The sequence below is a fragment of the Paracoccus sediminilitoris genome, assembly GCF_003259195.1.
GTDB classification, from domain to species: Bacteria; Pseudomonadota; Alphaproteobacteria; order Rhodobacterales; family Rhodobacteraceae; genus Paracoccus; species Paracoccus sediminilitoris.
This window is the reverse complement of sequence record NZ_QJPK01000008.1, coordinates 31,330-56,570: the sequence shown is the minus strand read 5'-3', so window position 1 is coordinate 56,570 and position 25,241 is coordinate 31,330. Positions and strand designations below refer to the sequence as shown.

Here is a 25,241-nt window from a genome sequence, read left to right as displayed (position 1 = left end):
CGCTTGTCGCGTCAGGCGGCGTCCTTGGGGCCGCGGCTGTCCATGAACTGGTCGAATTCGGCCTTGTCCTTGGCTTCACGCAGCTTCTGAAGGAAGGCCACGAATTCGTTATGCTCGTCCTCCAGACGCTTCAGCGTCTGTTCGCGATAGGCGTCGAAAGCGTGGTTGCCCGTGCTGGGGGCGGTGTAACGGGTCCGCGCCATGGGCGCGCGCTTGCTGCATCCGAACATCCGATTGCTCCAGATCATGTATCCAAGAAGGGCCAGGCCGACGGGCCAAGCGGCGATGAAGGCCAAGATCATGGCGGCGATCCAGGCAATGCGGCCCTTGCTGTCCAGCCAGTCGCGGCCACGGGCAAGGAAATCGCGGAAGCGTGCCTTGCCGGACTGAACCGGATAGAGGGCCTGGGTGGCAGTATCCATCTGTGTCACTCCCAATGTTAATGTTAATCACATTTACATAGATTGGGGCGAGGTCTGGTTTCGTCAAGTATCGGGCAAGCGAATTTTATTCGGGGATCAGCCCTAGCCCCCGCAGATAGATGATCGCACCGCTCTCCAGCATCTCAGATGGGGCGACGGGGCTGCGGCTGCCGGGTTTGCCGCGGGAAAACAGCTCTACCACGCCATGGCTGAGAGCCCAGATATGGTTCGCGACCATGCGCGCCGGCGGGCGTCTGTCGGCGGGCAGTCGCGTGGCCAAGGCTTCGGCGGCGGAAATCAGCACCCCCTGCGCCCTGTCCGAGGCTGCCGCCAGATCGGCGTTTCCAGCGACGGAAATCCCGGATTCGAACATGGCCATGTAAAAGCCGGGCCTGTCTGCGGCAAAGTCCAGATAGGCTTGGCTGGTTCGCAGGAATGCAGTCAGGGCGTGCGGACGACCATCATCGAACGCGGTGGTCAGGCGGTCGGCGAAATCGACGAAACCCTGGCGGGCGACTTCTTCCAGCAGGTCGTCGCGACCCTTGAAATGGCGATAGGGGGCGGCGGCCGAAACCCCGGCCAAGCGCGCGGCCTCGGCCAATGTGAAGGCCTGCGGGCCCTTGTCCTGGATCAGTAAAGCGGTCGCATCGACCAGCGCCTGCCGCAGATTGCCGTGGTGATAGGATTTGCGGTCGGCCACTACATGCCTTCGCCGAAGCAATCCTTGACCAAGGCTTCCAGAGCGTCGGCCAGCTCCCTTGCCTGGGGGCCGGTGGTGGTGACGCGGATATCGCTGCCACGCGAGGCTGCCAGCATCAGCAGACCCATGATCGAATCACCCGAGACCGCATGCCCGTCCTTTTCCACCTGCGCCTGCGCGTCGTAATTCTCGACCACGTCGACGAACTTGGCGCTGGCCCGCGCATGCAGGCCCTTGACGTTGATGATGGCAAGGTCGCGGGCAATCGGTCCGGTCATCGGGGATGGGTTCCTGTGGCGATCCCCGCCTCAAGCGGGACGTTGTAGGAATTGATGTACTTGCGCCCGGCCTCCTTGGCAAACGCAACGGCATCGGCCACCCGCAATTTCCGCGATTTTGCCAGCTTGACCAGCATGGGCAGATTGGCACCGTAAAGGATGGTCCGATCCTCGACGGCGCAGGCCGGCAGGGCCAGGTTCGCGGGTGAGCCTCCGAACAGATCGGTGACAAGGACGACCCCGTCGCCCAGATCAACGGCATTCGCCGCTGCTTTGATTTCCGCAGTCTTGGCCGCGCGGTCGTGATCGTCTTCGATCGCGACGGCAACGATGCCCACCTGCGGACCCACGACATGTTCGACCGCCGAGAGATATTCCCGTGCCAGGCCGCCATGCGCTACGATGACAATTCCGATCAACGCGCCCCACCAAGTCCAAAAGCCCGCGTCTTCATGACGCCTGCCTCTGCGTCGGTCGTGCCTCGCCATTGGGCGATGCATCTCCGGCAGAATGCAGCGCCGCATTGCGACGCTCGAGTTCCCTATGTCTTATTGACACCGGCCAGCCTGTATCCGCAAGCGCCACGGCCATCTTTTCCACCAAAGTGACGGAACGGTGTTGCCCCCCGGTACACCCGAACCCTACGGCAAGATGGGATTTGCCCTCTTGCAGATGTGCCGGCAGAAGAAATTCAACCAGACCGCGGGTCCGCAGGAAAAATTCATCGAATCGCGGATCGGCGGTCACGTGGTCCTGGACGCGCCGGTCGCGGCCGTCCAAGGCCCGCAATTCGGGTTCCCAATGCGGGTTCGCCAGAAAGCGGCAATCGAACATCACGTCGACGCCCCGGGGCACCCCGCGCTTATAGCTGAACGAATGCAGCGACACGCTGAGATTTTTGCCCGGTCGCAGATCGAACCAGCGCGTCAATTCGGCCTTGAGGTCATGCGGCGACAGTTCGGATGTGTCCAGCAGCACATCGGCCCGCGCGCGGATAGGCGCAAGAATGTCGATTTCCGTCAGGACACCGGCCATCGGCTCGCTGTCGGGATTCAAGGGGTGGCGGCGGCGCGTCTCGTTGAAGCGGCGCACAAGGACATCCGCATCGCAGTCCAGAAACAGGACTTCAGGGGAATAGCCCGGCATCCGCGTTAGCCGATCGATCAATTCGATGACGTTCGAGGTCGAGAAATCGCGGTTGCGCACGTCAAGGCCCAAGGCCAGCGGCACGGGGCGGGCGGGACCGTCCAGCAGTCGCGGGATCAGTGACAAAGGCAAGTTGTCGATCGCCTCGAAGCCTAGGTCCTCCAGCACGTTGATCGCGGTGGACCTGCCGGCCCCCGACGGGCCGGTGACCAGCACCAGTCTCTGACCGCCACGCGGCACGTCTTCGATGATCGGAGCGTCTTGGCCCATCCGTCTTCCTTCACATGTCGGGTCGGGCGGCTATGCCAGGCGTTGGCCCAGCATCAACTGCCGCAGCGCAGCGTAAAGATGCGGTCGATACGGCCCCGATACAAGCAAAACCCGGATTCCCAACCATTCGCGATGTCGCACCTGTGGCAAGCGCTCTCTTTCCTCAAGGCCCAGATCGACGGCCGCAACGACCTGCACTGGCGGCGAGGGCTTGGCGCTCAGGATGCCGATGCCCCGCGCCTCGATCTGGCCCAGCAGGGGCGGGGGGGCCTGGGCGATCAAGTGGCACGCCGACAAACGCAGGTCGGTCCGATCATCGGCCACCAGCTGGGCGCCCACAGCCATCAGCTGAAGGGCCAAGGTCGATTTGCCCGAGCCCGACGGGCCGGTGATGATCAGCCCCCTGCCATCGAATGCGATCGTCGTCGCGTGGATCTGCCGCATGCGAATCACCTTCTGCGTTTCATTCTGTCCTTGGCGGCCATGATCCGTGTCAGGGCGCCCGAAAACCATCCCGTTGGCGATAACATTCGCAGTTTGCGCTAACTGTTAGCGCCGGTTTGTTTCGCCTCAAAATCGCCATGCTATAGCCGATTCCAACGAAACCACGATGACGGCCTTACAATCCATGGATCAGGAGCCCCAGATGACGACGCGCGTGAACCCGAACTGCCGACTGGAAGACCAAGGCATCACCGGGCTGGGCCAGGTTCATTACAACCTGCTGGAACCCGCCCTGATGACCGAGGCCGTCGCACGCGGCGAAGGCAAGCTGGGCCTTGGCGGGACGTTCCTGGTATCCACCGGAGCACATACCGGACGGTCACCCAAGGACAAGTTCGTCGTCCGCACCCCTTCCGTTGAAAACACGATCTGGTGGGACAACAATGCCCCCATGCAACCCGACGCCTTCGACCGCCTGCATGCCGACATGCTGGAGCATATGAAGGGCCGCGATTATTTCGTGCAGGACCTGTTCGGCGGCGCCGATCCCGCGCATCGCCTTGATGTCCGGGTCATCACCGAACTGGCATGGCACGGGCTATTCATCCGACACCTGCTGCGCCGCCCCGAGGCCGACGAGCTGGCAAGCTTCGCGCCTGAATTCACCATCATAAACTGCCCCGGCTTCAAGGCCGACCCGGCGCGCCACGGCTGCCGTTCGGAAACGGTCATCGCGCTCAATTTCGACAAGAAGCTGATCGTGATCGCCAATACCGCCTATGCGGGCGAAAACAAGAAATCGGTCTTCACCCTGCTGAATTATATCCTGCCTGGCAAGGGCATCATGCCGATGCATTGCAGCGCGAACCATGCGCCCGGCAATCCCGAAGACAGCGCCATCTTCTTCGGCCTGTCGGGCACCGGCAAGACGACGTTGTCGGCCGATCCGTCGCGCGTCCTGATCGGTGACGACGAACATGGCTGGTCCGACACCGGCATCTTCAACTTCGAGGGCGGCTGCTACGCCAAGACCATCAATCTGTCGCCCAAGGCCGAGCCCGAAATTTTTGCAACCACCTCGCGCTTCGGCACCGTGATCGAAAACATGGTCAGCGACCCCGACAGCCTTGAACTGGATTTCGAGGACAACTCGATCACCGACAACATGCGCTGCGCCTATCCGCTTGACGCGATCTCGAACGCATCCCGGACCAGCCTGGGTGGCAATCCGAAAAACGTCATCATGCTGACCTGCGACGCCTATGGCGTGCTGCCGCCCATCGCGCGGCTGACTCCGGCGCAGGCGATGTATCACTTCCTGTCAGGCTTCACCGCCAAGACGCCGGGAACCGAGGTCGGCGTGGTCGAACCGATCCCGACCTTCTCGACCTGCTTTGGCGCACCCTTCATGCCGCGCCGCCCCGAGGTCTATGGCAAGCTGCTGCAGGAAAAGATCGCCCAGCATGGCGCATCCTGCTGGCTGGTGAACACCGGCTGGACCGGCGGAGCCTTTGGCACCGGGTCGCGCATGCCCATCGCAGCCACGCGCAACCTGTTGTCGGCGGCGCTGGATGGCAGCCTGAATGAGGTCGAGTTCCGCAAGGACCCGAATTTCGGCTTCGAGGTTCCCGTCAGCGTTCCAGGCGTCAGCGATGTGCTGCTGGATCCGCGCCGGACCTGGGACGATCCTTCGGCCTATGACGCTCAAGCGCAGAAGCTGGTCCAGATGTTCTGCGACAATTTTGCGCAGTACCTGGACGCCATCGACGACGAAATCCGCGCCGCTGCCATCGGCTGAACGCCGCCATCCCGGATCACAGGGTCGGTGGTCCGGGCCAAGAGACGCGAATTTCGGGAAAAGTGCCCCGGGGCGGCATGATCAGGCGCTCCGGGGCATCTTTCTTATCATGACGCGGTCTAGCGGCGCAGGCAATGGCGCATGATCGCTTTCTGGGCATGAAGCCTGTTTTCCGCCTCGTCGAAGATCACCGAATGCGGGCCGTCCATCACCTCGCTGGTGGCTTCGTCATCGCGATGCGCCGGCAGGCAATGCATGAACAGCGCGTCAGGCCGGGCCTTGGCCATCAGGTCGGCATTCACCTGATACCCGCGCAGTTGATTGTGGCGCCGTTCCTTGGCCGATTGCGGGTCGTGCATGCTGACCCAGGTGTCGGTGACCACCAGATCCGCACCGATGACGGCCTTGTTGGGGTCGCGTTCGATCGTCACGGGATGGCCCATGGATGCCGCGTAATCCAGCCATTCGCGTTCGGGGTCCAGGGGCGGCGGACCGGTGAAGGTCAGGTCAAAGCCGAACTGCCCCGCCGCATGGGCAAAGCTTGCAAAGACGTTGTTGCCGTCGCCCGACCAGACCACCTTCTTGCCGGCGATGGGGCCGCGATGTTCCTCGAAGGTCATGATGTCGGCCATGATCTGGCAGGGGTGGGTGCGGTTCGTCAGCCCGTTGATGACCGGTACCGTGGCGTGTTCGGCCATCTCCAGCAGGGTTGCTTCCTCGAAGGTGCGGATCATGATCAGGTCGACATAGCGCGACAGCACCCGGGCCGTGTCAGCGATGGTTTCGCCATGGCCCAGCTGCATTTCCGATCCGGACAGGATCATCGTCTGCCCCCCCATCTGGCGCACGCCCACGTCAAAGCTGACGCGCGTGCGGGTCGAGGGCTTTTCAAAGATCAACGCAACCATGTGGCCTGCAAGGGGCTGTTCCTGGTCCGGCGTACCCTTGGGCAAGCCGTCACGGGCCAGTTTCATCGCCTTGGCATTGTCGATGATGGACCGCAGGTCATCGCGGTCGGTTGTATGGATATCCAGGAAATGGGTCATCTGTCTGTCTTTCGGCGATTTTCGCAAGCAAGCCTGCTTGGGGCCCCGGGGTCAAGAGGGCCCGCCCCCGGGGAAAGGTTTCAAGACGCAGATGCCCTCATCGGAGGCGGCGATGCGACATGCCCCCTATCTCAGGTCACCAAGGCGCTGGCAGCACGGTCCAGCCGGGCCACCGCCTCGGCGATCTCCTCATCCGTGATGTTCAGCGGTGGCAGCAGGCGCAGGGTGTTGTCTGCGGCGGGCACCGTCAGGATCTGCTGGTCATAGCCCGCCTTGACCAGATCGACCGGCGCGACCTTGCATTTCAGGCCCAGCATCAGCCCCTGCCCCCGCACGGCTTCGAAGACATCAGGATGAGCGGCGATCAGCCCCTCCAGCTTCTGGCGGAACAGACCGCCCTTGCGGTTCACCTCCGCCAGGAAAGCGGGTTCGGCGACGATCTGCATGACGCGCGCGCCCACGGCGCAGGCCAAGGGGTTGCCGCCATAGGTCGAACCATGGGTGCCCGCGGCCATGCCCGATGCGGCCTCCTCCGTGGCCAGCACGGCCCCCAGGGGAAAGCCGCCGCCGATGCCCTTGGCGACCATCATCACATCGGGGGTGATGCCGGCATATTCATGCGCGAACAGACGTCCGGTCCGGCCGACGCCGCATTGCACCTCGTCCAGAACCAGCAGAGCGCCGGTTTCGTCGCACAGCTCGCGGATGGCGCGCAGATCCTGATCAGAAATGGGGCGGATGCCGCCCTCGCCCTGGACGGGCTCCAGCATGACGGCGGCGGTGCGGTCGGACATGGCAGCCTTCAATGCCTCCAGATCGCCCCAGGGCAGGGTGCGAAAGCCCGGCATCAGCGGGCCAAAGCCCTTGACCATCTTTTCCGCCCCCGACGCCGCGATGGCCCCGGTGGACCGGCCGTGGAAGGCACCCTCGAAGGTGATGATTTCGATCCGCTCGGGGTCGCCTGCGTGGTCCCAGTATTTGCGGACCATCTTGATGGCCAGCTCGGCGGCCTCGGTGCCGGAATTGGTGAAGAAGACAGTGTCCGCGAAGGTGCTTTCCACCAGCGCGGTCGCCAGCCGTTCCTGCTGGGGGATCTGATAGAGGTTCGACACATGCCAGATCCTGCCTGCCTGTTCGGTCAGCGCCGCCACCAGATCGGGATTGGCATGGCCCAGCACGTTCACCGCGATGCCCGCGCCCAAGTCCAGGTATCGGGTCCCGTCGGCGGTGATGGCCCAGGCACCCTCGCCGCGTTCAAAGGACAGAGGGGCGCGATTATAGGTCGGCAGGACATGCGAAATCATGGAAATGCTCCGGCAACGGGATCAGGGAACGCGGAAGGGAAGGGCAAACGGGGGCGGGACGCGGCCCGCGGGGGCTGCGTCAGCGTCGGATGATGCGGGCACGTCGTTTGCTCATGCCCGGAAAGATGCGCAGGATGCACGCGCGACGCAAGCGCTATTTGCGCGCCCTTCACGGTTTCATGCGATAGCCGGTCTTGAGCCAGCGCCAGGCGATATACAGGACGACCGCCGCCACCGCGGTGCAGATCAGCGCGCCGCGCAGCGGCGGGGCGTCGCTGACCCCGGTGACACCATAGCGCGCCCCGTCAATCAGATAGAAGATCGGGTTCCAGTGCGACAGCATGTTGAAGGGCTGCGGCAGGGTCTGGACCGAATAGAAGGTCCCCGACAGAAAGCTGAGCGGCGTGATGATGAAATTGGTGATCGCCGCCATCTGGTCGAATTTCTGCGCCATGATCCCGGCCAGGATACCCAAGCCCCCCAGCAGCACCGCCGCCAGCAGCACGAAGCACAGCGCCCACAGCGGATGGCTGATGCCACGCTGCGTCACCAGCATCATCCCGGTCCCGATCACGGTTGCGACAAGTCCCGCCCGCACGACCGATCCCGACAGATATCCCGCCAGCAGTTCCCCCGCCGACAGCGGCGGCATCAGCGTGTCGACAATGTTGCCCTGCACCTTGGCGGCGGTGATGCTGCTGGAGGTGTTGGCGAAGCTGTTCTGGATGACCGTCATCATCAGGATGCCCGGCCCCAGAAAGACCAGGTAGGGCAGGCCCATGATCTCTCCGCGTCCCTGCCCCAAGGCCAGCGCGAAGACCACCACGAACAGCCCCGCCGTCATCAGTGGCGCAAAGATGGTCTGCTGCCAGACCGCCATGAACCGCATCACCTCGCGCGTGGCCAGGGTTCGCAGGCCAAGCCAGTTCACGCGGCCAAAACGGCGGACACCCATTGCGGGGCGGTCGGGGATCATTTGCGGGGTCATCATGCGGTCCTTGAATTTCTGTGCACCGACAGCTAAATCTCGGCATCCCGTTTCTGACGGGACCAATCGCAGGTTACAAGATGGGGCGGCAGGTCAGACCCGCCCGGAAAGGCAGCCATGTCCTGGACGGATGAACGTGTCGAGACGCTGAAGCGCATGTGGTCCGAGGGCCAGTCGGCCAGTGCCATCGCCAAAGAACTGGGGGGCGTCACCCGCAACGCCGTGATCGGCAAGGTGCATCGCCTTGGCCTGTCGAACCGCAACGACGAGGCCGAGGCCGCCCCCGCACCCGTCGCGGCAGCCCCCGCACCCGAACCCGCGGCCCCCAAGAAGCCCGCAGCGCCCAAGGTGGCCGCTCCGGCGCCCCAGCCTGCCCCCGCACGCCCCGAGCCGGTCGAGGCCGAACCCGATGAGGCCGAGGAAGAACCCGCGCCCCAGCCGGTGTTCACGCCCGTCCCCCGTCGCCCGATCGTGCCCGCAGGTCAGCCCTTGCCGCCGCAGCCTTCGGCGAACGAGATCAGCCCCGAAGCGCTGGCCTCGGTCCGTGAGGTCGAAAAGCGCGCCCGCAAGCTGTCCCTGATGGAGTTGACCGAACGGACCTGCAAATGGCCCATCGGCGATCCGGCGACCGACAAGTTCTGGTTCTGCGGGTTGCCCAGCCAATCGGGCAAACCTTATTGCGAGGCCCATGTCGGCGTCGCCTTCCAACCCATGAGCTCGCGCCGCGACCGCCGTCGCTGACGCCTTTGGCCAATGTGGAAATGCCGCCCTTCGGGGCGGCTTTTTCATGCGCGGCCGTCCTGGCGCCCATCCTTGTGGCGGATCAGGACGACGATCTGCAGGATCAGGATCGCGGCAATCAGCTCCAGCGCCTCTTCGCTGCGCCCGGCCAGCCTGTTGGTCCATTCGGCCAGATCGATCCCCCAAGGCGCCAGCTTGCGCCCCAATCCGTCCAGCGACTTGGCCACCGCATGCATCGCCAGGATCAATGCGATCAGCCATGCCGCCAGCCGTCCGGCGCGCAGGTCCCGCAACCAGGGGCCCAGATCGCGGCGCAGCAGCCTGATCCCGGCCACGATCAGCAATGACAGCACCAGCAGACCCGCAGCCTTCTGGATGAACGGCGCATCCCCCGAATAAAGCCGCAGCGACAGGACGCCGCTCTCGGTGAAGGCCTTGTCCCAGTCCAGTTCCCGCAGCCCGGCGGCCGCGACCAGCACCACCTGATGCCAGCGCCCGCGTTCCGACATCACGGCCAGCAGCCCCGCCGACAGGATCAGGTACAGCGCCGAAAGACGCTCGATCGGGCCGCTTTCGGCAAAAACGTCTTTGGGGGTGTGGGACATGACCAGCCCCGCCAGCAGGGCGATCAGGCTGGTCAGGCAGGTCAGGGCAAAGACCAGCGAAGGGGACGGAAAGCGGTGAATTGCGGTGTCTGGCAAGGGGATCTCTGTGACGGTTATGTGAAAGTCGGCCCAACTGCAGCATCAGGCCCAAAGTTGCAATCACCGCCGCGACGTCACCCCGCATACGCAGATCAGCGCGGATCTTTCATTTGCGCCCCACAAGGGCTAGAGATGCGCCGACTGAAAAGGACGCATTCCATGGCCCGCCATCTGATCACCTCTGCCCTGCCCTATATCAACGGCATCAAGCATCTGGGGAACCTTGTCGGGTCCCAGCTGCCCGCCGACCTGTTCGCCCGCTATCAGCGCGCCCGCGGACACGAGGTGATGTTCATCTGCGCCACCGACGAACATGGCACCCCCGCCGAACTGGCCGCCGCCAAGACCGGCGAGGCCGTGGCCGATTACTGCGCGCGGATGCATGCCGAGCAGGCGGAACTGGCGCGCGGCTTTGGGCTGTCCTTCGACCACTACGGACGCTCCAGCAGCGACCGCAACCGCGCCCTGACCCAGCATTTCGCAGGCCAGCTGGCCGATCGCGGCTATATCCGCGAAGTGTCGGAAAAGCAGGTCTATTCCATCACCGATGGCCGCTATCTGCCCGACCGCTATATCGAGGGCACCTGCCCCAATTGCGGTTACGACAAGGCCCGTGGCGATCAGTGCGAAAACTGCACCAAGCAGCTGGACCCCACCGACCTGATCGACCCGCGCAGCGCCATCAGCGGCAGCACTGACCTTGAGGTGCGCGAGACCAAGCACCTGTATCTGCGCCAGTCCGCGCTGAAAGACGACATCGCTGCCTGGATCGACAGCAAGACCGACTGGCCGATCCTGACCACCTCGATCGCCCGGAAATGGCTGAACGATGGCGACGGCCTGCAGGATCGCGGCATCACCCGCGATCTGGATTGGGGCGTTCCGGTCAAGCATGGCGACAAGGATTGGCCGGGAATGGAGGGCAAGGTCTTTTACGTCTGGTTCGACGCACCCATCGAATATATCGCCGCCACCGCCGAATGGGCCGATGCCAACGGTCGCAGCGACGCCGACTGGCGCAGCTGGTGGCGCAGGGACGAAGGCGCCGAGGACGTGACCTATACCCAGTTCATGGGCAAGGATAACGTCCCCTTCCACACGCTATCCTTCCCCGCGACCCTGATCGGATCGGGCGAGCCGTGGAAGATGGTCGATTACATCAAGTCCTTCAACTACCTGACCTATGACGGCGGTCAGTTCTCGACCAGCCAGGGGCGCGGCGTCTTCATGGACCACGCGCTGTCGATCCTGCCTGCCGATTACTGGCGCTGGTGGCTTCTGTCCCACGCCCCCGAATCGGGCGACAGCGAGTTCACCTGGGAAAACTTCCAGCAATCGGTGAACAAGGATCTGGCCGACGTGCTGGGCAACTTCGTCAGCCGCATCACCAAGTTCTGCCGCAGCAAGTTCGGTGAAACCGTCCCCGACAGCCCCGCCTACGGCCCCGAGGAAGACCAACTGATCGCCGATCTGACCACCCGCATCCGCACTTACGAGCGGATGATGAACGATATGGAGATCCGCAAGGCCTCGGCCGAACTCCGCGGCATCTGGGTTCGCGGCAACGAATACCTGCAATTGGCGGCTCCGTGGTCGGTCTTCAAGACCGATCCCGACAAGGCCGCGATGCAGGTGCGCATGGGCCTGAACCTGATCCGCCTTTACGGCGTCCTGTCGGAACCCTTCATCCCCTTCGCGGCCAAATCCACGCTGCAGGCAATGAACGCAGAGGATGCCGGCTGGCCCGACGATGTCGCCGCGGCCCTGCAGGCACTGCCCGCAGGCCATGCCTTCACCGTCCCCGAGGTGCTGTTCGCCAAGATCTCGGACGAAAATCGTGCCGAATGGGAGGAACGCTTCAAGGGCGTCCGCAGCTGAGGCCATCGCTGTCCCGGCTCCCGGCCGGGCTACCCAGGTAAGCCGGTTCGTCTCTCTGGCCGCCGACCCCAGGCATCTTTCCAACCAGCACGCCCCCGCCCGTTTCAGGATGCGGGGGCAAAGTCCCGGCGGCACCCAGGCCGACCGGTGGACATTCTCCGCCAGCGCGGGTCTTATCCCGATATCAAGAACGGAGATCCGGATGACCCATTGCATCCTCATCGGCGCGCCCGTGGACGAAGGGCAGCGCCGCCCCGGTTGCCTGATGGGCCCTGCCGCCTATCGCACCGCGGGGCTGGCAGGCACCCTGTCCGCCCTTGGCCACAGCGTCGAGGATCGGGGCGACGTCGCCCCCGACGCGCCCGGTGAGCAGACCTGCGACAATCCCGCCGTCCATCACCTGCCCGAAACCATCGCATGGACCCGCGCCCTGTCGCAGGCCACGCAGGCAGCCCTGCCCGATGGGATGCCCATCATCATGGGGGGCGATCATTCGCTGGCCTTGGGCACAGTGGCGGGGGTAGCGTCGCATGCCGCCAATATTGGCCGCCCGCAATTCGTGATCTGGCTGGACGCGCATAGCGATTTCCACAGCGTCGCCTCGACCACGTCGGGGAACCTGCACGGCACGCCCATGGCCTATGCCAACGGCCAGCCGGGCTTCGATCCCTTCCCGCCCTTCCCGGCCCCGATCCCGGGCGAAAACATCTGCATGTTCGGCATCCGCAGCGTCGATCCCGCCGAACTGGCGGCCATGCAGCCCACCGACATCACTGTCAACGACATGCGCGTTTTGGACGAACAGGGCATCGTCGCGCCGTTGCGCACCTTCCTTGACCGGGTGCGTGATGCCAACGGGCTGCTACATGTCAGCCTGGACGTGGATTTCCTGGACCCCTCCATCGCTCCGGCGGTGGGGACCACGGTGCCCGGGGGCGCGACCTTCCGCGAGGCGCATCTGGTGATGGAACTGCTACACGAATCCGAACTGGTGACATCGCTGGACCTGGTCGAGCTGAACCCGTTCCTGGACGAACGCGGGCGGACGGCCAAGCTGATGGTCGATCTGGTCGGCAGCCTGATGGGCCGCAAGGTCTTTGACCGCCCCACGCGCAGCTACGGCTGAGGCCCGAATGGCAAAAGGGGCGGGCACATGCCCGCCCCTTTTCACAATCGCCGGGGCCACGCCCCAAGCGTCAGATCACCACAGCTTTTCTTCGCGGGCATAGAACCGCTTAGCTGCCGCCTTGACGAAGGCACCGGCTTCCAGCCCGGTCACCCCTTCGTCGGGATGAACCCCTGCCGCCTTCAGCAGCGGTGTCGCCGCATCATCGCAACCGATGGCCTTGAGGTGGGCAAAGGCATCCGAGACGAAGTCGACCGCCGGCTTGTACTTGGCGAATTTCGCCCCGTCATCCTGCCCCAGAACCAGCGCCACCGCATCCAGCAGCACCGAAGGCGTACCGGCCAGCTGCGCCTCGGCCTTGCCGCGTTCCTTGGCGATCATGGTGACCATGCCGCCCTCGGCCTCGACCGCCGTCTTGATGGCATCGGCCTTGGCCGCGTCGCCGCCATCGCCGATCAGGATGCCGACATGACGGCCCTTCAGCGTATGCTTTGCGCTTTTCATGATCGACAGCGCGTCTGACACTGGCATGTCAACCACTGCACGATGCGGCTTGGCGGCCTCGGGCAGATCCTCGGCCAGTCCCTCGGCGACCATCTCGGCCAGCTCTTCGTCGATGACGCGCAGATGGCCCAGCACGCGCTGGATCACGTGACCCAGACCCACCTTCGACAGCTCGAACGTGATCGCATCGGCGATGTGATGCTGCTCCGGCTCGGTCTGGCTGCGATAGAACAACCGCGCCTGGCTATAGTGATCGCCGAACAATTCCGGGCGCACCCGCAGCTTCTGGTCGGGTTCATTGCCCAGATCGGTCATCTTCTCGACCGTCTTGAAGCCCTGATCCGTGGCGCGGGGACCGGGATCTTCGCCCGCCTGATCCAGGCTGTTGGGCTCGTAATTGGCACGCCCCTTCGGCACCGCCATCTGCATCATGCCGTCGCGCTGGAAGTTGTGCATCGGGCATTTCGGCGCGTTGATCGGGATCTGGTGGAAATTCGCCGTCCCCAGACGCGACTTCTGCGTGTCCAGATAGCTGAACAGGCGCCCCTGCAACAGCGGGTCGTCGGTGAAATCGATGCCGGGCACGATATTGGCGGGGCAGAAGGCCACCTGCTCGGTCTCGGCAAAGAAGTTATCCGGATTGCGGTCCAGAACCATGCGCCCCACGATGCGGACGGGAATGTCCTCTTCGGGGATCAGCTTGGTCGAATCAAGCACGTCGTAGGGCTGCTTGGCGGCCCATTCGGCGTCGAAGGTCTGGATGCCCAGTTCCCATTCAGGGTAATCGCCGGCCTCGATGGCTTCCCACAGGTCCTGACGGTGGTAATCCTGATTGGCACCGGCGGTCTTGACGGCCTCGTTCCAGACTTGGCTCTGCAGGCCCAGCTTGGGCTTCCAGTGGAACTTGACGAAGGTGGACTTGCCCTCGGCATTGACCAGCCGGAAGGTGTGGATGCCGAAACCTTCGATCATGCGCAGGCTGCGCGGAATGCCGCGGTCGGACATGGCCCACATGACCATATGCATCGATTCCGGCATCAGCGACACGAAATCCCAGAAGGTGTCATGCGCGCTGGCGGCCTGGGGGTAGCCCTTGTCGGCCTCCATCTTGACCGAATGGATCAGGTCGGGAAACTTGATCGCGTCCTGAATGAAGAAGACAGGGATGTCGTTGCCGACCAGGTCCCAATTGCCTTCCTCGGTATAGAATTTAACGGCGAAACCGCGCACGTCACGGGGCGTATCGACGCTGCCTGCGCCGCCTGCCACAGTGGAAAAGCGCGTAAAGACCGGAACCCTGGTCTTCTTCGACAAAAGACTGGCCGTGGTCAGTTCCGGAATCGGGTCGGTGCATTCGAAATAGCCATGCGCGCCCGAACCGCGGGCGTGGACGATCCGCTCCGGGATACGCTCGTGGTCGAAATGGAAAATCTTTTCGCGAAGAACGAAATCTTCCAGCAGCGTCGGACCCTTGGCTCCGGCTTTCAGGCTGTTCTGGTTGTCGGAAATGGGAATGCCCTGGTTGGTGGTCAGCGTGTCGCCACCTCGTTGGTGCAATTCGCCTGCGTTGCCGTGCTGGTCGGTGATGTGGGACATGCTGGCCTCCTCGTGCTGCTGGCGCGTCTGGGGCTTCAACTTGCGGGAGGGGCCGCAGTTCCCCTTTTGATGCATGAACTTCATCAAGTCCCTTGCCGAAGGGGGCGGGGTTTGCGATATGCCAAGACGGTCACGCGGACGTGGCGAAATCGGTAGACGCACCAGACTTTAATATTTGGAGTGCCCGTCGGGAAACCGGCGGAGTAGAACCGCTCAAATTCGGGGAAAGCTGTGGGGGTCGCCCCTCGTGCCAATCCCGAGCCAAGCCCGAGCCATCGGGAAGGTGTAGAGACTAGACGGGCGGCACCTGGGACTCCTTGCGGGGTGATGGTGAAGGGATAGTCCAGACCACGAACGCCCGAAAGGCGGCGGCGAAAGTCGAAGTGGTACGAAAATCTGTTTTCCGTAAGGAAGTGCGGGTTCAAGTCCCGCCGTCCGCACCACCACCCTTCTTCAGCATCGCCCGGACGCCATGGCCGCCGCCTGCGGCAGCCCGCGCAGGCGCATCATGGCCCAGACCCCCATCATCGGGCCGGGCAGCAGCGCCAGGAAGGCCCATCGCCAGCCCCCCAGCAGCGCCGCCACATGCGGCATCAGCCAGATCGCGACCACCGTCAGCGCAAAACCCAGGGCCAGCTGCAACGTCAGGGCCGTTCCGACAAGGCGCGGGTCCGACAGTTCGGTCACGGCGGCCGAGAACTGGGCGCTGTCGCCGATGATGCTGATCCCCCAGACAATCGCCACCAGCACCAGCAGCCAGGCCGGGCCGCCCCATGCTAGGCAGACCAGCACCGTACAGCATCCCGATATCGTCATCATGCCCGCCGTGGTCAGGCAACGCCCGATCCGGTCGGACAGCCAGCCGCCGATCGCGCAGCCGATCACCCCCGATGCGATCACCGCGAAGGTCAGCCCCGAGGCGCTGCCCACAGGCAACCGGCCCGCCTGCATCGCCGCGATGGAAAAGGACAGGAACCAGGCCCACATGGCATAAAGCTCCCACATATGGCCGAAATAACCCAGATTGGCCAGGCGGACCGGGCGATTGCGCAGCACGGCCACGGTCTGGCGCGGATCGAAACGGGCGCGGGCGAAACCATGCGGCCCCTCGCGCACGGCCAGGCCGAAGATCGCCGCCGAACTCAGCGCGGCGATGCTGGCCCCCGCGACGACCAGCCGCCAATCCAGCCCCTGCCCCAAGGCGCGCAGCAGATGCGGCGCCGCCGACCCGACCGTCAGCGCGCCCACCAGCAGCCCCATGGCCAGCCCGCGACCGGTGACGAACCAGGTCGCCATCAGCTTCAGGGCCGGGGGATAGACGCCCGCCAGCGCAAATCCGGTGGCCATACGCGCCAGAAGCAGGCCGCCGAAACCTGGCTCCAGCAGGACGGCGGCATTGGCCAGCGCTGTCAGGATGGCGGCGATGGCGATCAGCCGGGTCATCGGCATGATGTCAGGCAGGTTCACGGCCGACGACGCCAGCGCCCCCAGCACAAAGCCGATCTGCACCGCATTCGTCAGCCAGGCGGCCTGCCCGTTGGACAGCGCCCAGTGCGCCGCCAGGTCGGGACCGATGGCCGTGGTCGAAAACCAGCAGGCCATCGCCCCGATCACGCCAGCGCAGATCAGGGCCAGCGCCGACCATCGGCCGCGCGCAGGTTGGATCTGGCCAGCGATCAGGTCTCGACCTGCTGGGGTTCGCGCGCAGGACGTCCGATGATGTCGCGCAGGGCCTCCAGTTCGATGAAATTGTCGGCCTGGCGGCGCAGGTCATCGGCGATCATCGGGGGCTGGCTGCGGATCGTGGAGACGACCGACACGCGGACGCCCTGCCGCTGCAGGGCCTCGACCAGGGGACGGAAATCGCCGTCGCCCGAGAAGATGACGATATGGTCCAGATGGGGGGCCAGTTCCATCGCGTTGACCGTCAGCTCGATATCCATGTTGCCCTTGATCTTGCGGCGGCCCTGGGCGTCGGTGTATTCGCGGGCGGGCTTGGTCACCACGCAGAAACCGTTGTAGTGCAGCCAGTCGACCAGCGGGCGGATCGGGGAATATTCGTCGCCCTCGACCAGGGCGGTATAGTAATAGGCGCGGGTCAGCTTGCCGCGCCGGTCGAATTCCTGGCGCAGCAGCTTGTAGTCAATGTCGAAACCCAGCGATTTCGCCGCCGCGTAGAGATTTGCGCCGTCTATGAAGATCGCCAATCTGTCATCTTTGTAAAACATTTTGTTGCCTTTGATGGACTTGCAAGATCAAGGCGCCTATCGCACGTGCGGGGTGAGGGACCCGTTCGTATTCAAATCACGCCATGTTATCTGTAGGACGAAGGATAAACTATGGTTAACCTGTCTTTTGGTATCGTTGCGCTTGGCGCAAATATTCCCGGACCGGCGCAGGACCTTTGGGCCAGCTTGCGCAGTGCATTGATCATTTTGCACGAACACCCTGAAATTTCAATATCTTCTGTCAGTCGCTTCTGGCGAACGCCGGCCTTTCCTGCGGGTTCCGGACCCGATTTCGCCAATGCCGTGGCGGTGATCGCGTCCTCGTTGCCGGCCGAGCCTCTGCTGGAGGCGTTGCACGCGATCGAAGCGGATTTCGGTCGCGACCGCAGCACGGGCCGCTGGTCGGCGCGTGTGCTGGATCTGGATCTGATCGCCTTGGACGACGTGATCGCCCCCGATGCCGAGATGCTGCGCCACTGGATCGATCTGGCCCCCGATCAACAGCGCCGTCGCGCGCCCGAACAGCTGATCCTGCCCCACCCGCGGCTGCAGGATCGCGGCTTTGTTCTTGGCCCCTTGGCCGAGATCGCGCCGGAATGGCGCCACCCCCTGACCGGGCGGACCGTCGCCCGGATGCTGGCCCGGCTGCCGGACGATGCGACGGCAGGAATGACGCCCCTGAACCCCGCCGATTTCCCTGCTTTGGCTTGACAATCCGCCCGGTTCTGCCCATCAGTCCTTTTTCGCCCCGAATATCCGATTCGCAACTGCACAGGTGATTCATGGCCCGCGTAACGGTTGAAGACTGCGTCGACAAAGTTCCCAACCGCTTTGATCTGGTGATGCTCGCCTCGCATCGCGCCCGCGAAATCACGGCCGGCTCTGCGCCGACCGTCGATCGTGACAACGACAAGAACCCGGTCGTCGCCCTGCGCGAGATCGCGGACGAAACCCAACCCGTCGATGAGCTGCGCGAGCGGATGATCGAATCGACCCAGACCCAGATCGAGGTCGACGAGCCGGAAGAAGACGCCATGGCGCTTCTGCTGGGTGCCGAAGTGGATCGTCCCAAGCCCGCCGACGAGGAATCGGAAGAGCGGATGCTGCGGATGATGCTGGAAGCCAACCAGCGCGGCTGATACGAACGCACGAAAGCACAGGGCAGACGAGGTCTTCGACACTATCATGATTGACGTCGAGGATCTGCTTGCCCTGGTGCGAAACTACAACCCGCGCAGCAATGCCGCCCTGATCCGCGACGCCTATGAATATGGGATGCGGATGCATGAGGGCCAGTTCCGCCATTCCGGCGAACCCTATTTCACCCATCCCATTGCCGTCGCCGCCATCCTGACCGAAATGCGGCTGGATGATGCCACCATCATCACCGCCCTTCTGCACGACACGATCGAGGACACCCGCTCGACCAAGGAAGAGGTCGCGGGCATGTTCAGCCCCGAGATCGCCGAACTTGTCGATGGCGTGACCAAGCTGACCAATCTGGAACTGTCCAGCACCCAGTCCAAGCAGGCCGAGAACTTCCGCAAGCTGTTCATGGCCATGTCGCGTGACATGCGGGTCATCCTGGTCAAGCTGGCCGACCGGCTGCACAACATGCGCACCATCCGGTCCATGCGCCCCGACAAGCAGGTCAAGAAGGCGCGCGAGACGATGGACATCTATGCCCCGTTGGCGGGCCGGATGGGCATGCAGTGGATGCGCGAGGAGCTGGAGGACCTGGCCTTCAAGGTCATCAACCCCGAAGCCCGCAGCTCGATCATTCGCCGCTTTGTCAGCCTGCAGAAGGACAGCGGCGACATCATCGGCAAGATCACCAGCGACATCCGCGCCGAACTGGAACGCGAAGGCATCGACGCCGACGTCTTCGGCCGCGCCAAGAAGCCCTTCAGCGTCTGGCGCAAGATGCAGGAAAAGCAGCTGGCCTTTTCACGTCTGTCCGACATCTATGGTTTTCGCATCATCACGCGCAGCGAAATGGACTGCTATCGCGTGCTGGGCGTCATCCATCACCGCTGGCGCGCCGTGCCGGGGCGGTTCAAGGATTACATCAGCCAGCCGAAATCGAACGGCTACCGCTCGATCCACACGACGGTATCCGGGCGTGACGGCAAGCGGGTCGAGGTGCAGATCCGCACCCGCCAGATGCACGAGGTCGCCGAGGCCGGCGTCGCCGCGCACTGGGCCTATCGCGACGGCGTGCGCACCCGGAACCCCTTTGCCGTCGATCCGGCCGAATGGATCGCCAGCCTGAACGACCGCTTCGACACCGAGGACCACAACGAGTTCCTGGAACACGTCAAGATGGAGATGTACCAGGACCAGGTGTTCTGTTTCACCCCCAAGGGCGACGTGATGCAGCTGCCGCGCGGCGCAACCCCGATCGATTTCGCTTATGCGATCCACACCCGGTTGGGCAATTCCTGCGTCGGCGCCAAGATCGACGGCATCCGCGTGCCGCTCTGGACACGCCTGCGCAACGGCCAGTCGGTCGAGATCATCGCCGCCAGCGGCCAGCGCCCGCAGATGACTTGGCTGGACATCGTGGTCACCGGCCGTGCCAAGGCCGCGATCCGGCGGTCCCTGCGCGAGGAAGACCGCGACCGCTTCATCCGGTTGGGGCGCGAACTGGTGCGCGTCAGTTTTGAACATGTCGGGCGCAAGGTGACCGACAAGGCGCTGCGCACAGCCGCCAAGCAGATGAGCCTGCCATCCGCCGAAGAACTGCTGGCCCGCATCGGCAGCGCCGAGAATTCCGCCAAGGAGGTTCTGGGCGTCCTTTATCCCGAACTGGTCGATCGCCACGACGAGATCGACAGCGAACGTCCCTTCGCCGGCTTGGAAGCCGACGCCAATTTCAAGCGCGCGCCCTGCTGCAACCCCTTGCCGGGCGAACGCATCGTGGGCATCACCTATCGCGGGGCGGGCGTGGTCATCCATGCCATCGACTGCCCGGTGCTGGCCGAATTCGAGGACAGCCCCGACCGTTGGGTCGATCTGCAATGGCGCGAGGGGCGTCATCCCGCCGCCTATTCCACCATGCTGCACCTGACCATCCGTCACGACGCAGGCGTGCTCGGGCGCATCTGCACCTTGATCGGCGCGCAGGGGGCCAATATTTCGAACCTGGAATTCATCACGCGCAAGTCGGATTTCTATCGCATCGAGGTCGATCTGGAATTGCGGGACCATGAGCACCTGCACAACCTGCTGACCGCACTGGAGGCAGAAAGCGATGTCGCCCATGTCGAACGCATTCGCGACCCTGCGCTGAAACCCTAAGGCCTTCGGACCGTTGGGGTCCGTGACCATCAAAGATCGGGTGTCACTTGTTCAAAAGACGCAAACCGCGCAGCTACGGGCAGATCGCCAGCGAGATGATCTATCCCCGCGGCGGATGGGGTCGCGCGACGCGCTATGTCATGTACCGCCTGCGCCGCCTGCCCGACCACCCGCATCGCATCGCGCGCGGGGTGGCGTCCGGTGTCTTCGTGTCCTTCACGCCTCTGTTCGGGTTTCATTTCCTGTCGGCGGCGGCGACGGCCTGGATCATCGGCGGCAATATCCTGGCGGCCCTGCTGGCGACCTTTGTCGGCAATCCGGTCACCCTGCCCTTCATCGCCTTCGCCTCGACCGCGGTGGGACGTCACATTCTGGGCCTTGAGGGCGATCTGTCGCCGCATTTCATCTTTCGCGAATTTTCCCGCGCCACCAGCGAGATCTGGCACAACATCCATTCCATGTTCGGCCCCAAGGTCGCGCATTGGAACATGCTGCATGATTTCTTCTTCGAGATCTTCTGGCCCTATGTTGTGGGCGGCACGATCCTGGGGCTGGTCGTGTCGGTCGGGGTGCATTACGTCACCGTGCCGGTCTTTCGCGCCTATCAGCGGCGGCGGGAAAAGAAGATGGCCGACCGGATCGAGCGCGCCTCGCAGCGTGCCGCGGCGCTGGCGCTGCAACGGGCGGCAGCCCTGCGCGACCATCCGGGCGATGGGGATGTCCGGCCCGACCAAGACTGGCAGCCCCCTCAGTAACCCTTGGCGCGATCCACCAGGTTGTCGACCGGCTGGCCCTGCATGGCGCGCCGCAGGTTTTGCACCGCGACCGGGGCCGCCGTCGCGGGGCGGGTGTCGGCGGCGACATGGGGCGTGACCGTAATGCCGGGATGGGTCCAGAACGGATGGTCGGGGGCCAAAGGTTCCGACCGAAAGACGTCCAGCACCGCATGGGCCGGGCGCCCATCGTTTAGCCCCTGCAGCAACGCGTCATCGTCGATCAGCGTGCCGCGCCCGGCATTGATGATCCAAGCGCCCTTCGGCAGCAGGGCCAGCCTGCGCGCATCCAGCAGGTTTCGCGTGTCGGCCGTGTCGGGCAGCAGGCAGATCACGATCTGCGATCCGGCCAGCACATCGTCCAGGTGGGCCAGCGGATGCATGGCGATCCCCGGCACGGCCCGACCCGAATGGCTGACGCCGGTCACCGGAAACCCGATCGACCCCAGCATGGCCGCCGTGGCCCGCCCGAGTTCGCCCACCCCCAGGATGGTGACCGGGCGTTCCGGGGCCAGCGGCGGGATCTGGCCGTTCCGCCAGGTGCCGTCCTGGGCATAGCCGTCCATCCCCAGATGCGCCCGCATCGCCCAGCCCGTGCAATATTCGGCCATGCCCTGCGCCAGACCCGGATCGACCATCCGCGCCAGGGGCTGGGTCAGGGTGTCGTTGGTGACGATCCGTTCGACTCCGGCCCAAAGGCTCTGGACAAGGCGGACGTTCCGATAGGGCGTGAAATCGGTGATATCGCCGCCGGGGGCATAGATGATGGCATCGAAGCTGGCGGGATCGCCGTCGCGATGCAGATCGATGCCCGGATCGGCGGCGCGCAGGGCGGGCGCCCACTCGTCCCAGGATGCGGGGGATGCGGAAAAACGGACCTTCATGACGTCACCTCGGTCTGTGGACATGGGCGGATTGCACCAGGCCAAAGCCCAGCATCAGGATCATCAGCGACGTGCCGCCATAGCTGACCAGCGGCAGGGGCGACCCTTTGGCGGGCAGCAACCCCATCACCGTGGCCATGTTGATGGCGAAATACAAAAAGAACGTCCCGCTGATGCCGATGGTGATCAGACTGGCAAAACGGTCCCGGTTCGACAGCGCCGAATAGAGGCAGAACCCCACGATCAGCATATAGAGCGCCAGCAGCGAGAAGGCCCCGATAAAACCGAACTCCTCGGACAGGACGGTGAAGATGAAATCGGTGTGCTTCTCGGGCAGGAAGTTCAGCCGCGATTGCGTCCCCTGCATGAAGCCACGCCCCGACCAGCCCCCCGACCCAAGCGCGATCTGGCTCTGGATGATGTTATAGCCCGCGCCCAAGGGATCGGCGGTCGGATCAAGGAAGGTGTCGATGCGGCGATACTGGTAATCCTTCAGCAACTGCCAGTCGGTGCCGCGCGAATGCATCACGGCATAGACCATGCCGACCCCCGCCCCGATCACCGCCCCGAAATACCAGAGCGACACGCCAGCGGCGAACATCACGATGCCGCCCCCGGTGATCAACATGATCGAGGTGCCCAGGTCCGGCTGCATCAGCACCAGCCCCGTCGGCGCCAGGATCAGCACCACCGGGATCAGCACCCAAAGCGGCCGCGACACCTTTTTCAGGTCCAGCCAGTCGTAATAGGCCGCCAGCAGCAGCACTTGGGATATCTTCATCAGCTCGGATGGTTGCAGGCGAATGGGGCCGATATCGATCCAGCGCTGCGCGCCCATGCCGATGGCCCCGAACAGGTCCACCGCCACCAGCAGCAGGAAGCAGACCACATAGGCCGACACCGAGATCCCGCGCCAGAACCACATCGGCACGAAGGCCAGCCCCAGCATGATGACCATGCCGACGGCAAAGCGGTACATCTGCGGCTGCGCCCAGGTTTCGATCTGACCGCCCGCCACGGAATAGAGCATCAGGAAACCGATGCAGCAGACAGCGGTGATCAGAAGGACCAGCGGCCAGTTGATGAAGAAGACCTTGCGCAGCCCGGTGGGGACCTGTGCGACCTGATAGTCCAGATATGACATGGGCCCCTCAGGCGCGGCTGCGGCCGGGGCGCGGGGCCTCGGGCGTGTAAAGCTGCATGGCGTCGTGACGCGCTTCCATGTCGGCGCGCTGGTTGGACGGGACGGCATCCAGCGGTGGCAGGCCGCCGTTCAACGCGAACAGCAGGATGTCGCGGGCGATGGGGGCCGCAACGGTGGACCCACCGCCGCCATGTTCCACCACCACCGACACGGCATAGCGCGGGGCCTCGTAGGGGGCATAGCAGACGAACAGCGCGTGGTCGCGGCGTTCCCACGGCAGCTGGTCGTTGGAGATCACCCCCCGGGCGCGTTCGGCAGCGGTGATGTTGCGCACCTGGCTGGTGCCGGTCTTGCCGACCATGCGCCAATCCTCGCGTTCGATCCTGGCCTTGCGGGCGGTGCCGCGGGCGCTGTTCATCACCGCATCCATCCCCGCACGCGCCACCCGCAGTGACGATTCGCTGATGTCCAGCGGCGGGAAATCGGAAGCCACCTTCTTGACCCCGTCGACCGACCGGATCAACTGCGGTTCGATCACCCGACCCGATGCGACCCGCGCGGTCATCACCGCCAGCTGCAGGGGCGATGCCAGCACATAACCCTGCCCGATCGAGGCGTTCAGGCTGTCGCCGATCTGCCAGGCCTGGTCGTAACGGGTCTTCTTCCAGGCCCGGTCGGGCGCGATGCCTTCGGACACCGCCGACATCGGCAGATCGTGCTTGACCCCGATGCCCAGCTTGCGCGCCATCACGGCGATCCGGTCGATCCCGACACGCTGCGCCAATTCATAATAATAGACGTCGCAACTTTCCTCGAGACTCTTGACCGCGTCGACCGAACCATGGCCGCCCCGGCTCCAGCAATGGAAGCGGCGGCCGCCCAGTTCGGTATAGCCCGGGCAGAAGAAGCGGCTGCCGGCATTGATGACGCCCGATTCCAGCCCCGCCAGCAGCGTCACCAGCTTGAAGGTCGATCCCGGCGGATAGACCCCCTGCACCGTCTTGTCAGCCAGCGGGCGGTGGTCGTGATCCATCAGACCGCGGTAATCCGTGCTGGAAATGCCGCGCACGAACTTGTTCGGATCAAAGCTGGGGGATGAACAGATGGCGACCAGCTCGCCCGTGTGGCAATCCATGACGACGGCGGCGGCGCTTTCCTGGCCCATGCGCTGCGCGCAGTAATTCTGTAGCTGGGCATCGACGGTCAGCTGGACCGTGGCGCCCTGTTCGCCTTCCTGGCGCGACAGCTGGCGCATCTCTCGGCCGGTGCTGTTGACCTCGACCCGGCGGGCGCCGGCCTTGCCGCGCAGCACTTCCTCAAGACGGCCTTCGACGCCGATCTTGCCCAACTGGAAATCGGGCAGCCGCAGCACCGGGTCCGGATCCTCGATCCGCGACAGGTCGTAATCGGATACCGGGCCGACATAGCCCATGACATGCGCCAGATCGCCCGCGCGCGGATAGGCCCGCGACAGCGCCGATTCCGGGGTGACCCCCGGCAGGGACGGCGCGTTGACGGCAATGGTGCTGAACTGTTCCCAGGACAGGCGATCGGCCAGCACGATCGGCGTGATGGCGCTGCGCTTGGAAAATTCGTCGCGCAGTTCGGCCATGCGGGCATCGCTGATCGGGATCAGCTGGGCCAGCCGCTGCAGCACCGGCTCGACATCGCCGCCCGCTTCCTCGCGGGTCAGGGTGACGCGGTAATTCTGTTCGTTCCCCGCCACGATCAGGCCGTTCCGGTCCAGGATCAGCCCGCGCGACGGCGGCAGCAGGCGGATCTTGATCGAGTTGCCATCCGCCAGCATCCGGTATTCATCGGCATGGTCCAGCTGCATCGACCGCATCTTCAGCGCCAGCGTCGTCACGGTGCCGACCTGAATTCCGGCCAGCAGCAGGCCGCGACGGGTGATGCCCCGGTTGCTGTCGACGATATCGCGTTGAGATTTCTTCATCCCGGAACCCTTC

The 25,241-nt window shown here is 64.3% G+C and carries 24 protein-coding genes; 8 read left to right on the top strand and 16 right to left on the bottom strand.

Translation table 11 applies throughout. From position 1 onward, the window contains the following. Positions 1-11 precede the first annotated feature (11 nt). The 6 genes from DKT70_RS09915 to DKT70_RS09890 form a co-directional block, all read right to left on the bottom strand. A complete protein-coding gene (locus DKT70_RS09915) occupies positions 12-422 on the bottom strand; it encodes a DUF2852 domain-containing protein (protein ID WP_111558983.1) in 411 nt (136 codons plus the stop codon). Between the two features lie 85 nt (positions 423-507). Beyond that, positions 508-1,122: a TetR/AcrR family transcriptional regulator gene (locus tag DKT70_RS09910; RefSeq protein ID WP_111558982.1), complete on the bottom strand. Its 615-nt coding sequence runs from the start codon at positions 1,120-1,122 to the stop codon at positions 508-510. After that, positions 1,122-1,400: an HPr family phosphocarrier protein gene (locus DKT70_RS09905; RefSeq protein WP_111558981.1), complete on the bottom strand. Its 279-nt coding sequence runs from the start codon at positions 1,398-1,400 to the stop codon at positions 1,122-1,124. Before DKT70_RS09905 ends, DKT70_RS09910 begins: the two co-directional genes overlap by 1 nt. Further along, entirely contained in the window at positions 1,397-1,819 is a 423-nt protein-coding gene (locus DKT70_RS09900; RefSeq protein WP_072296382.1) for a PTS sugar transporter subunit IIA, read from the bottom strand. The genes DKT70_RS09905 and DKT70_RS09900 overlap by 4 nt, the downstream gene beginning before the upstream one ends. Positions 1,820-1,850: 31 nt before the next feature. After that, on the bottom strand, positions 1,851-2,798 hold the full coding sequence (rapZ, locus tag DKT70_RS09895; RefSeq protein WP_407672205.1) for an RNase adapter RapZ: 948 nt from the start codon (positions 2,796-2,798) through the stop codon (positions 1,851-1,853). A gap of 48 nt (positions 2,799-2,846) precedes the next feature. Beyond that, positions 2,847-3,260, bottom strand: coding sequence for an HPr kinase/phosphorylase (locus DKT70_RS09890; RefSeq protein ID WP_111559006.1), 414 nt, complete (start codon positions 3,258-3,260; stop codon positions 2,847-2,849). 184 nt (positions 3,261-3,444) lie between these two features. On the opposite strand from DKT70_RS09890, the gene DKT70_RS09885 reads away from it, so the two are divergent. Further along, positions 3,445-5,058 carry a phosphoenolpyruvate carboxykinase gene (locus DKT70_RS09885; protein ID WP_407672204.1) on the top strand — a complete coding sequence of 538 codons (1,614 nt, stop codon included), beginning with the start codon at positions 3,445-3,447 and terminating at the stop codon, positions 5,056-5,058. 119 nt (positions 5,059-5,177) lie between these two features. Here the strand turns inward: DKT70_RS09885 and argF are convergent, their stop codons facing one another. From argF to DKT70_RS09870, 3 genes are all read right to left on the bottom strand, one after another. Continuing rightward, positions 5,178-6,104, bottom strand: coding sequence for an ornithine carbamoyltransferase (gene argF, locus DKT70_RS09880; RefSeq protein ID WP_111558979.1), 927 nt, complete (start codon positions 6,102-6,104; stop codon positions 5,178-5,180). A 131-nt stretch (positions 6,105-6,235) separates the two neighbouring features. Then, on the bottom strand, positions 6,236-7,408 hold the full coding sequence (locus DKT70_RS09875) for an aspartate aminotransferase family protein (RefSeq protein WP_111558978.1): 1,173 nt from the start codon (positions 7,406-7,408) through the stop codon (positions 6,236-6,238). A gap of 169 nt (positions 7,409-7,577) precedes the next feature. Beyond that, on the bottom strand, positions 7,578-8,396 hold the full coding sequence (locus DKT70_RS09870; protein ID WP_233490518.1) for an ABC transporter permease: 819 nt from the start codon (positions 8,394-8,396) through the stop codon (positions 7,578-7,580). A gap of 117 nt (positions 8,397-8,513) precedes the next feature. On the opposite strand from DKT70_RS09870, the gene DKT70_RS09865 reads away from it, so the two are divergent. After that, positions 8,514-9,137, top strand: a complete 624-nt coding sequence (locus DKT70_RS09865; RefSeq protein ID WP_111558977.1) for a GcrA family cell cycle regulator — start codon at positions 8,514-8,516, stop codon at positions 9,135-9,137. 44 nt (positions 9,138-9,181) lie between these two features. Here DKT70_RS09865 and DKT70_RS09860 read toward each other — a convergent pair whose 3' ends face one another. Continuing rightward, on the bottom strand, positions 9,182-9,838 hold the full coding sequence (locus tag DKT70_RS09860) for a hypothetical protein (RefSeq protein ID WP_111558976.1): 657 nt from the start codon (positions 9,836-9,838) through the stop codon (positions 9,182-9,184). 162 nt (positions 9,839-10,000) lie between these two features. Here DKT70_RS09860 and metG point away from each other — a divergent pair, with 162 nt between their 5' ends. Together metG and rocF are read left to right on the top strand one after the other, a co-directional pair. After that, positions 10,001-11,719, top strand: a complete 1,719-nt coding sequence (gene metG / locus DKT70_RS09855) for a methionine--tRNA ligase (RefSeq protein WP_111558975.1) — start codon at positions 10,001-10,003, stop codon at positions 11,717-11,719. A gap of 196 nt (positions 11,720-11,915) precedes the next feature. After that, complete coding sequence (rocF, locus tag DKT70_RS09850) at positions 11,916-12,845, top strand: arginase (RefSeq protein ID WP_170864113.1); 930 nt, start codon at positions 11,916-11,918, stop codon at positions 12,843-12,845. A gap of 75 nt (positions 12,846-12,920) precedes the next feature. Here rocF and DKT70_RS09845 read toward each other — a convergent pair whose 3' ends face one another. The 3 genes from DKT70_RS09845 to DKT70_RS09835 all read right to left on the bottom strand — a co-directional run bounded on the left by DKT70_RS09845 (position 12,921) and on the right by DKT70_RS09835 (position 17,173). After that, positions 12,921-14,984: a catalase gene (locus DKT70_RS09845; protein ID WP_325048034.1), complete on the bottom strand. Its 2,064-nt coding sequence runs from the start codon at positions 14,982-14,984 to the stop codon at positions 12,921-12,923. Positions 14,985-15,398: 414 nt separating this feature from the next. After that, the gene (locus tag DKT70_RS09840) at positions 15,399-16,559 is read right to left on the bottom strand and encodes an MFS transporter (protein ID WP_233490517.1); all 1,161 of its coding nucleotides are present in this window, start codon (positions 16,557-16,559) and stop codon (positions 15,399-15,401) included. Positions 16,560-16,621: 62 nt separating this feature from the next. Then, positions 16,622-17,173, bottom strand: coding sequence for a LabA-like NYN domain-containing protein (locus DKT70_RS09835; protein ID WP_111558974.1), 552 nt, complete (start codon positions 17,171-17,173; stop codon positions 16,622-16,624). Between the two features lie 111 nt (positions 17,174-17,284). Between DKT70_RS09835 and folK the strand changes: the two genes are divergently transcribed. The 4 genes from folK (at position 17,285) to DKT70_RS09815 (ending at position 21,228) form a co-directional block, all read left to right on the top strand. Next, positions 17,285-17,884, top strand: a complete 600-nt coding sequence (folK, locus tag DKT70_RS09830; protein ID WP_111558973.1) for a 2-amino-4-hydroxy-6-hydroxymethyldihydropteridine diphosphokinase — start codon at positions 17,285-17,287, stop codon at positions 17,882-17,884. A 71-nt stretch (positions 17,885-17,955) separates the two neighbouring features. Beyond that, positions 17,956-18,312 carry a DNA-directed RNA polymerase subunit omega gene (gene rpoZ, locus DKT70_RS09825; RefSeq protein WP_072296393.1) on the top strand — a complete coding sequence of 119 codons (357 nt, stop codon included), beginning with the start codon at positions 17,956-17,958 and terminating at the stop codon, positions 18,310-18,312. A 46-nt stretch (positions 18,313-18,358) separates the two neighbouring features. Beyond that, complete coding sequence (locus DKT70_RS09820) at positions 18,359-20,473, top strand: RelA/SpoT family protein (RefSeq protein WP_111558972.1); 2,115 nt, start codon at positions 18,359-18,361, stop codon at positions 20,471-20,473. A 47-nt stretch (positions 20,474-20,520) separates the two neighbouring features. Next, on the top strand, positions 20,521-21,228 hold the full coding sequence (locus DKT70_RS09815) for a DUF2062 domain-containing protein (protein WP_111558971.1): 708 nt from the start codon (positions 20,521-20,523) through the stop codon (positions 21,226-21,228). On the opposite strand, the gene DKT70_RS09810 is transcribed toward DKT70_RS09815, so the two are convergent. From DKT70_RS09810 to mrdA, 3 genes are read right to left on the bottom strand one after another with little or no spacing between them, the layout of a single operon-like run. Then, positions 21,222-22,130, bottom strand: coding sequence for a 2-hydroxyacid dehydrogenase (locus DKT70_RS09810; RefSeq protein WP_111558970.1), 909 nt, complete (start codon positions 22,128-22,130; stop codon positions 21,222-21,224). The two genes, DKT70_RS09815 and DKT70_RS09810, sit on opposite strands and share 7 nt — an antisense overlap. A gap of 4 nt (positions 22,131-22,134) precedes the next feature. Further along, on the bottom strand, positions 22,135-23,274 hold the full coding sequence (gene rodA / locus DKT70_RS09805) for a rod shape-determining protein RodA (protein ID WP_111558969.1): 1,140 nt from the start codon (positions 23,272-23,274) through the stop codon (positions 22,135-22,137). A 7-nt stretch (positions 23,275-23,281) separates the two neighbouring features. Further along, on the bottom strand, positions 23,282-25,228 hold the full coding sequence (gene mrdA, locus DKT70_RS09800; protein ID WP_111558968.1) for a penicillin-binding protein 2: 1,947 nt from the start codon (positions 25,226-25,228) through the stop codon (positions 23,282-23,284). Positions 25,229-25,241 lie beyond the last annotated feature (13 nt).

What these genes read in the sequence shown, in the direction of transcription:
- DKT70_RS09915 (WP_111558983.1), bottom strand. Translation starts at nt 422, where the DNA reads ATGGATACTGCCACCCAGGCCCTCTATCCGGTTCAGTCCGGCAAGGCA.
- DKT70_RS09905 (WP_111558981.1), bottom strand. Translation starts at nt 1,400, where the DNA reads ATGACCGGACCGATTGCCCGCGACCTTGCCATCATCAACGTCAAGGGC.
- DKT70_RS09890 (WP_111559006.1), bottom strand. Translation starts at nt 3,260, where the DNA reads ATGCGGCAGATCCACGCGACGACGATCGCATTCGATGGCAGGGGGCTG.
- DKT70_RS09885 (WP_407672204.1), top strand. Translation starts at nt 3,445, where the DNA reads ATGGATCAGGAGCCCCAGATGACGACGCGCGTGAACCCGAACTGCCGA.
- argF (WP_111558979.1), bottom strand. Translation starts at nt 6,104, where the DNA reads ATGACCCATTTCCTGGATATCCATACAACCGACCGCGATGACCTGCGG.
- DKT70_RS09875 (WP_111558978.1), bottom strand. Translation starts at nt 7,408, where the DNA reads ATGATTTCGCATGTCCTGCCGACCTATAATCGCGCCCCTCTGTCCTTT.
- DKT70_RS09870 (WP_233490518.1), bottom strand. Translation starts at nt 8,396, where the DNA reads ATGACCCCGCAAATGATCCCCGACCGCCCCGCAATGGGTGTCCGCCGT.
- DKT70_RS09865 (WP_111558977.1), top strand. Translation starts at nt 8,514, where the DNA reads ATGTCCTGGACGGATGAACGTGTCGAGACGCTGAAGCGCATGTGGTCC.
- metG (WP_111558975.1), top strand. Translation starts at nt 10,001, where the DNA reads ATGGCCCGCCATCTGATCACCTCTGCCCTGCCCTATATCAACGGCATC.
- DKT70_RS09835 (WP_111558974.1), bottom strand. Translation starts at nt 17,173, where the DNA reads ATGTTTTACAAAGATGACAGATTGGCGATCTTCATAGACGGCGCAAAT.
- folK (WP_111558973.1), top strand. Translation starts at nt 17,285, where the DNA reads ATGGTTAACCTGTCTTTTGGTATCGTTGCGCTTGGCGCAAATATTCCC.
- rpoZ (WP_072296393.1), top strand. Translation starts at nt 17,956, where the DNA reads ATGGCCCGCGTAACGGTTGAAGACTGCGTCGACAAAGTTCCCAACCGC.
- DKT70_RS09820 (WP_111558972.1), top strand. Translation starts at nt 18,359, where the DNA reads ATGATTGACGTCGAGGATCTGCTTGCCCTGGTGCGAAACTACAACCCG.
- DKT70_RS09810 (WP_111558970.1), bottom strand. Translation starts at nt 22,130, where the DNA reads ATGAAGGTCCGTTTTTCCGCATCCCCCGCATCCTGGGACGAGTGGGCG.
- rodA (WP_111558969.1), bottom strand. Translation starts at nt 23,274, where the DNA reads ATGTCATATCTGGACTATCAGGTCGCACAGGTCCCCACCGGGCTGCGC.
- mrdA (WP_111558968.1), bottom strand. Translation starts at nt 25,228, where the DNA reads ATGAAGAAATCTCAACGCGATATCGTCGACAGCAACCGGGGCATCACC.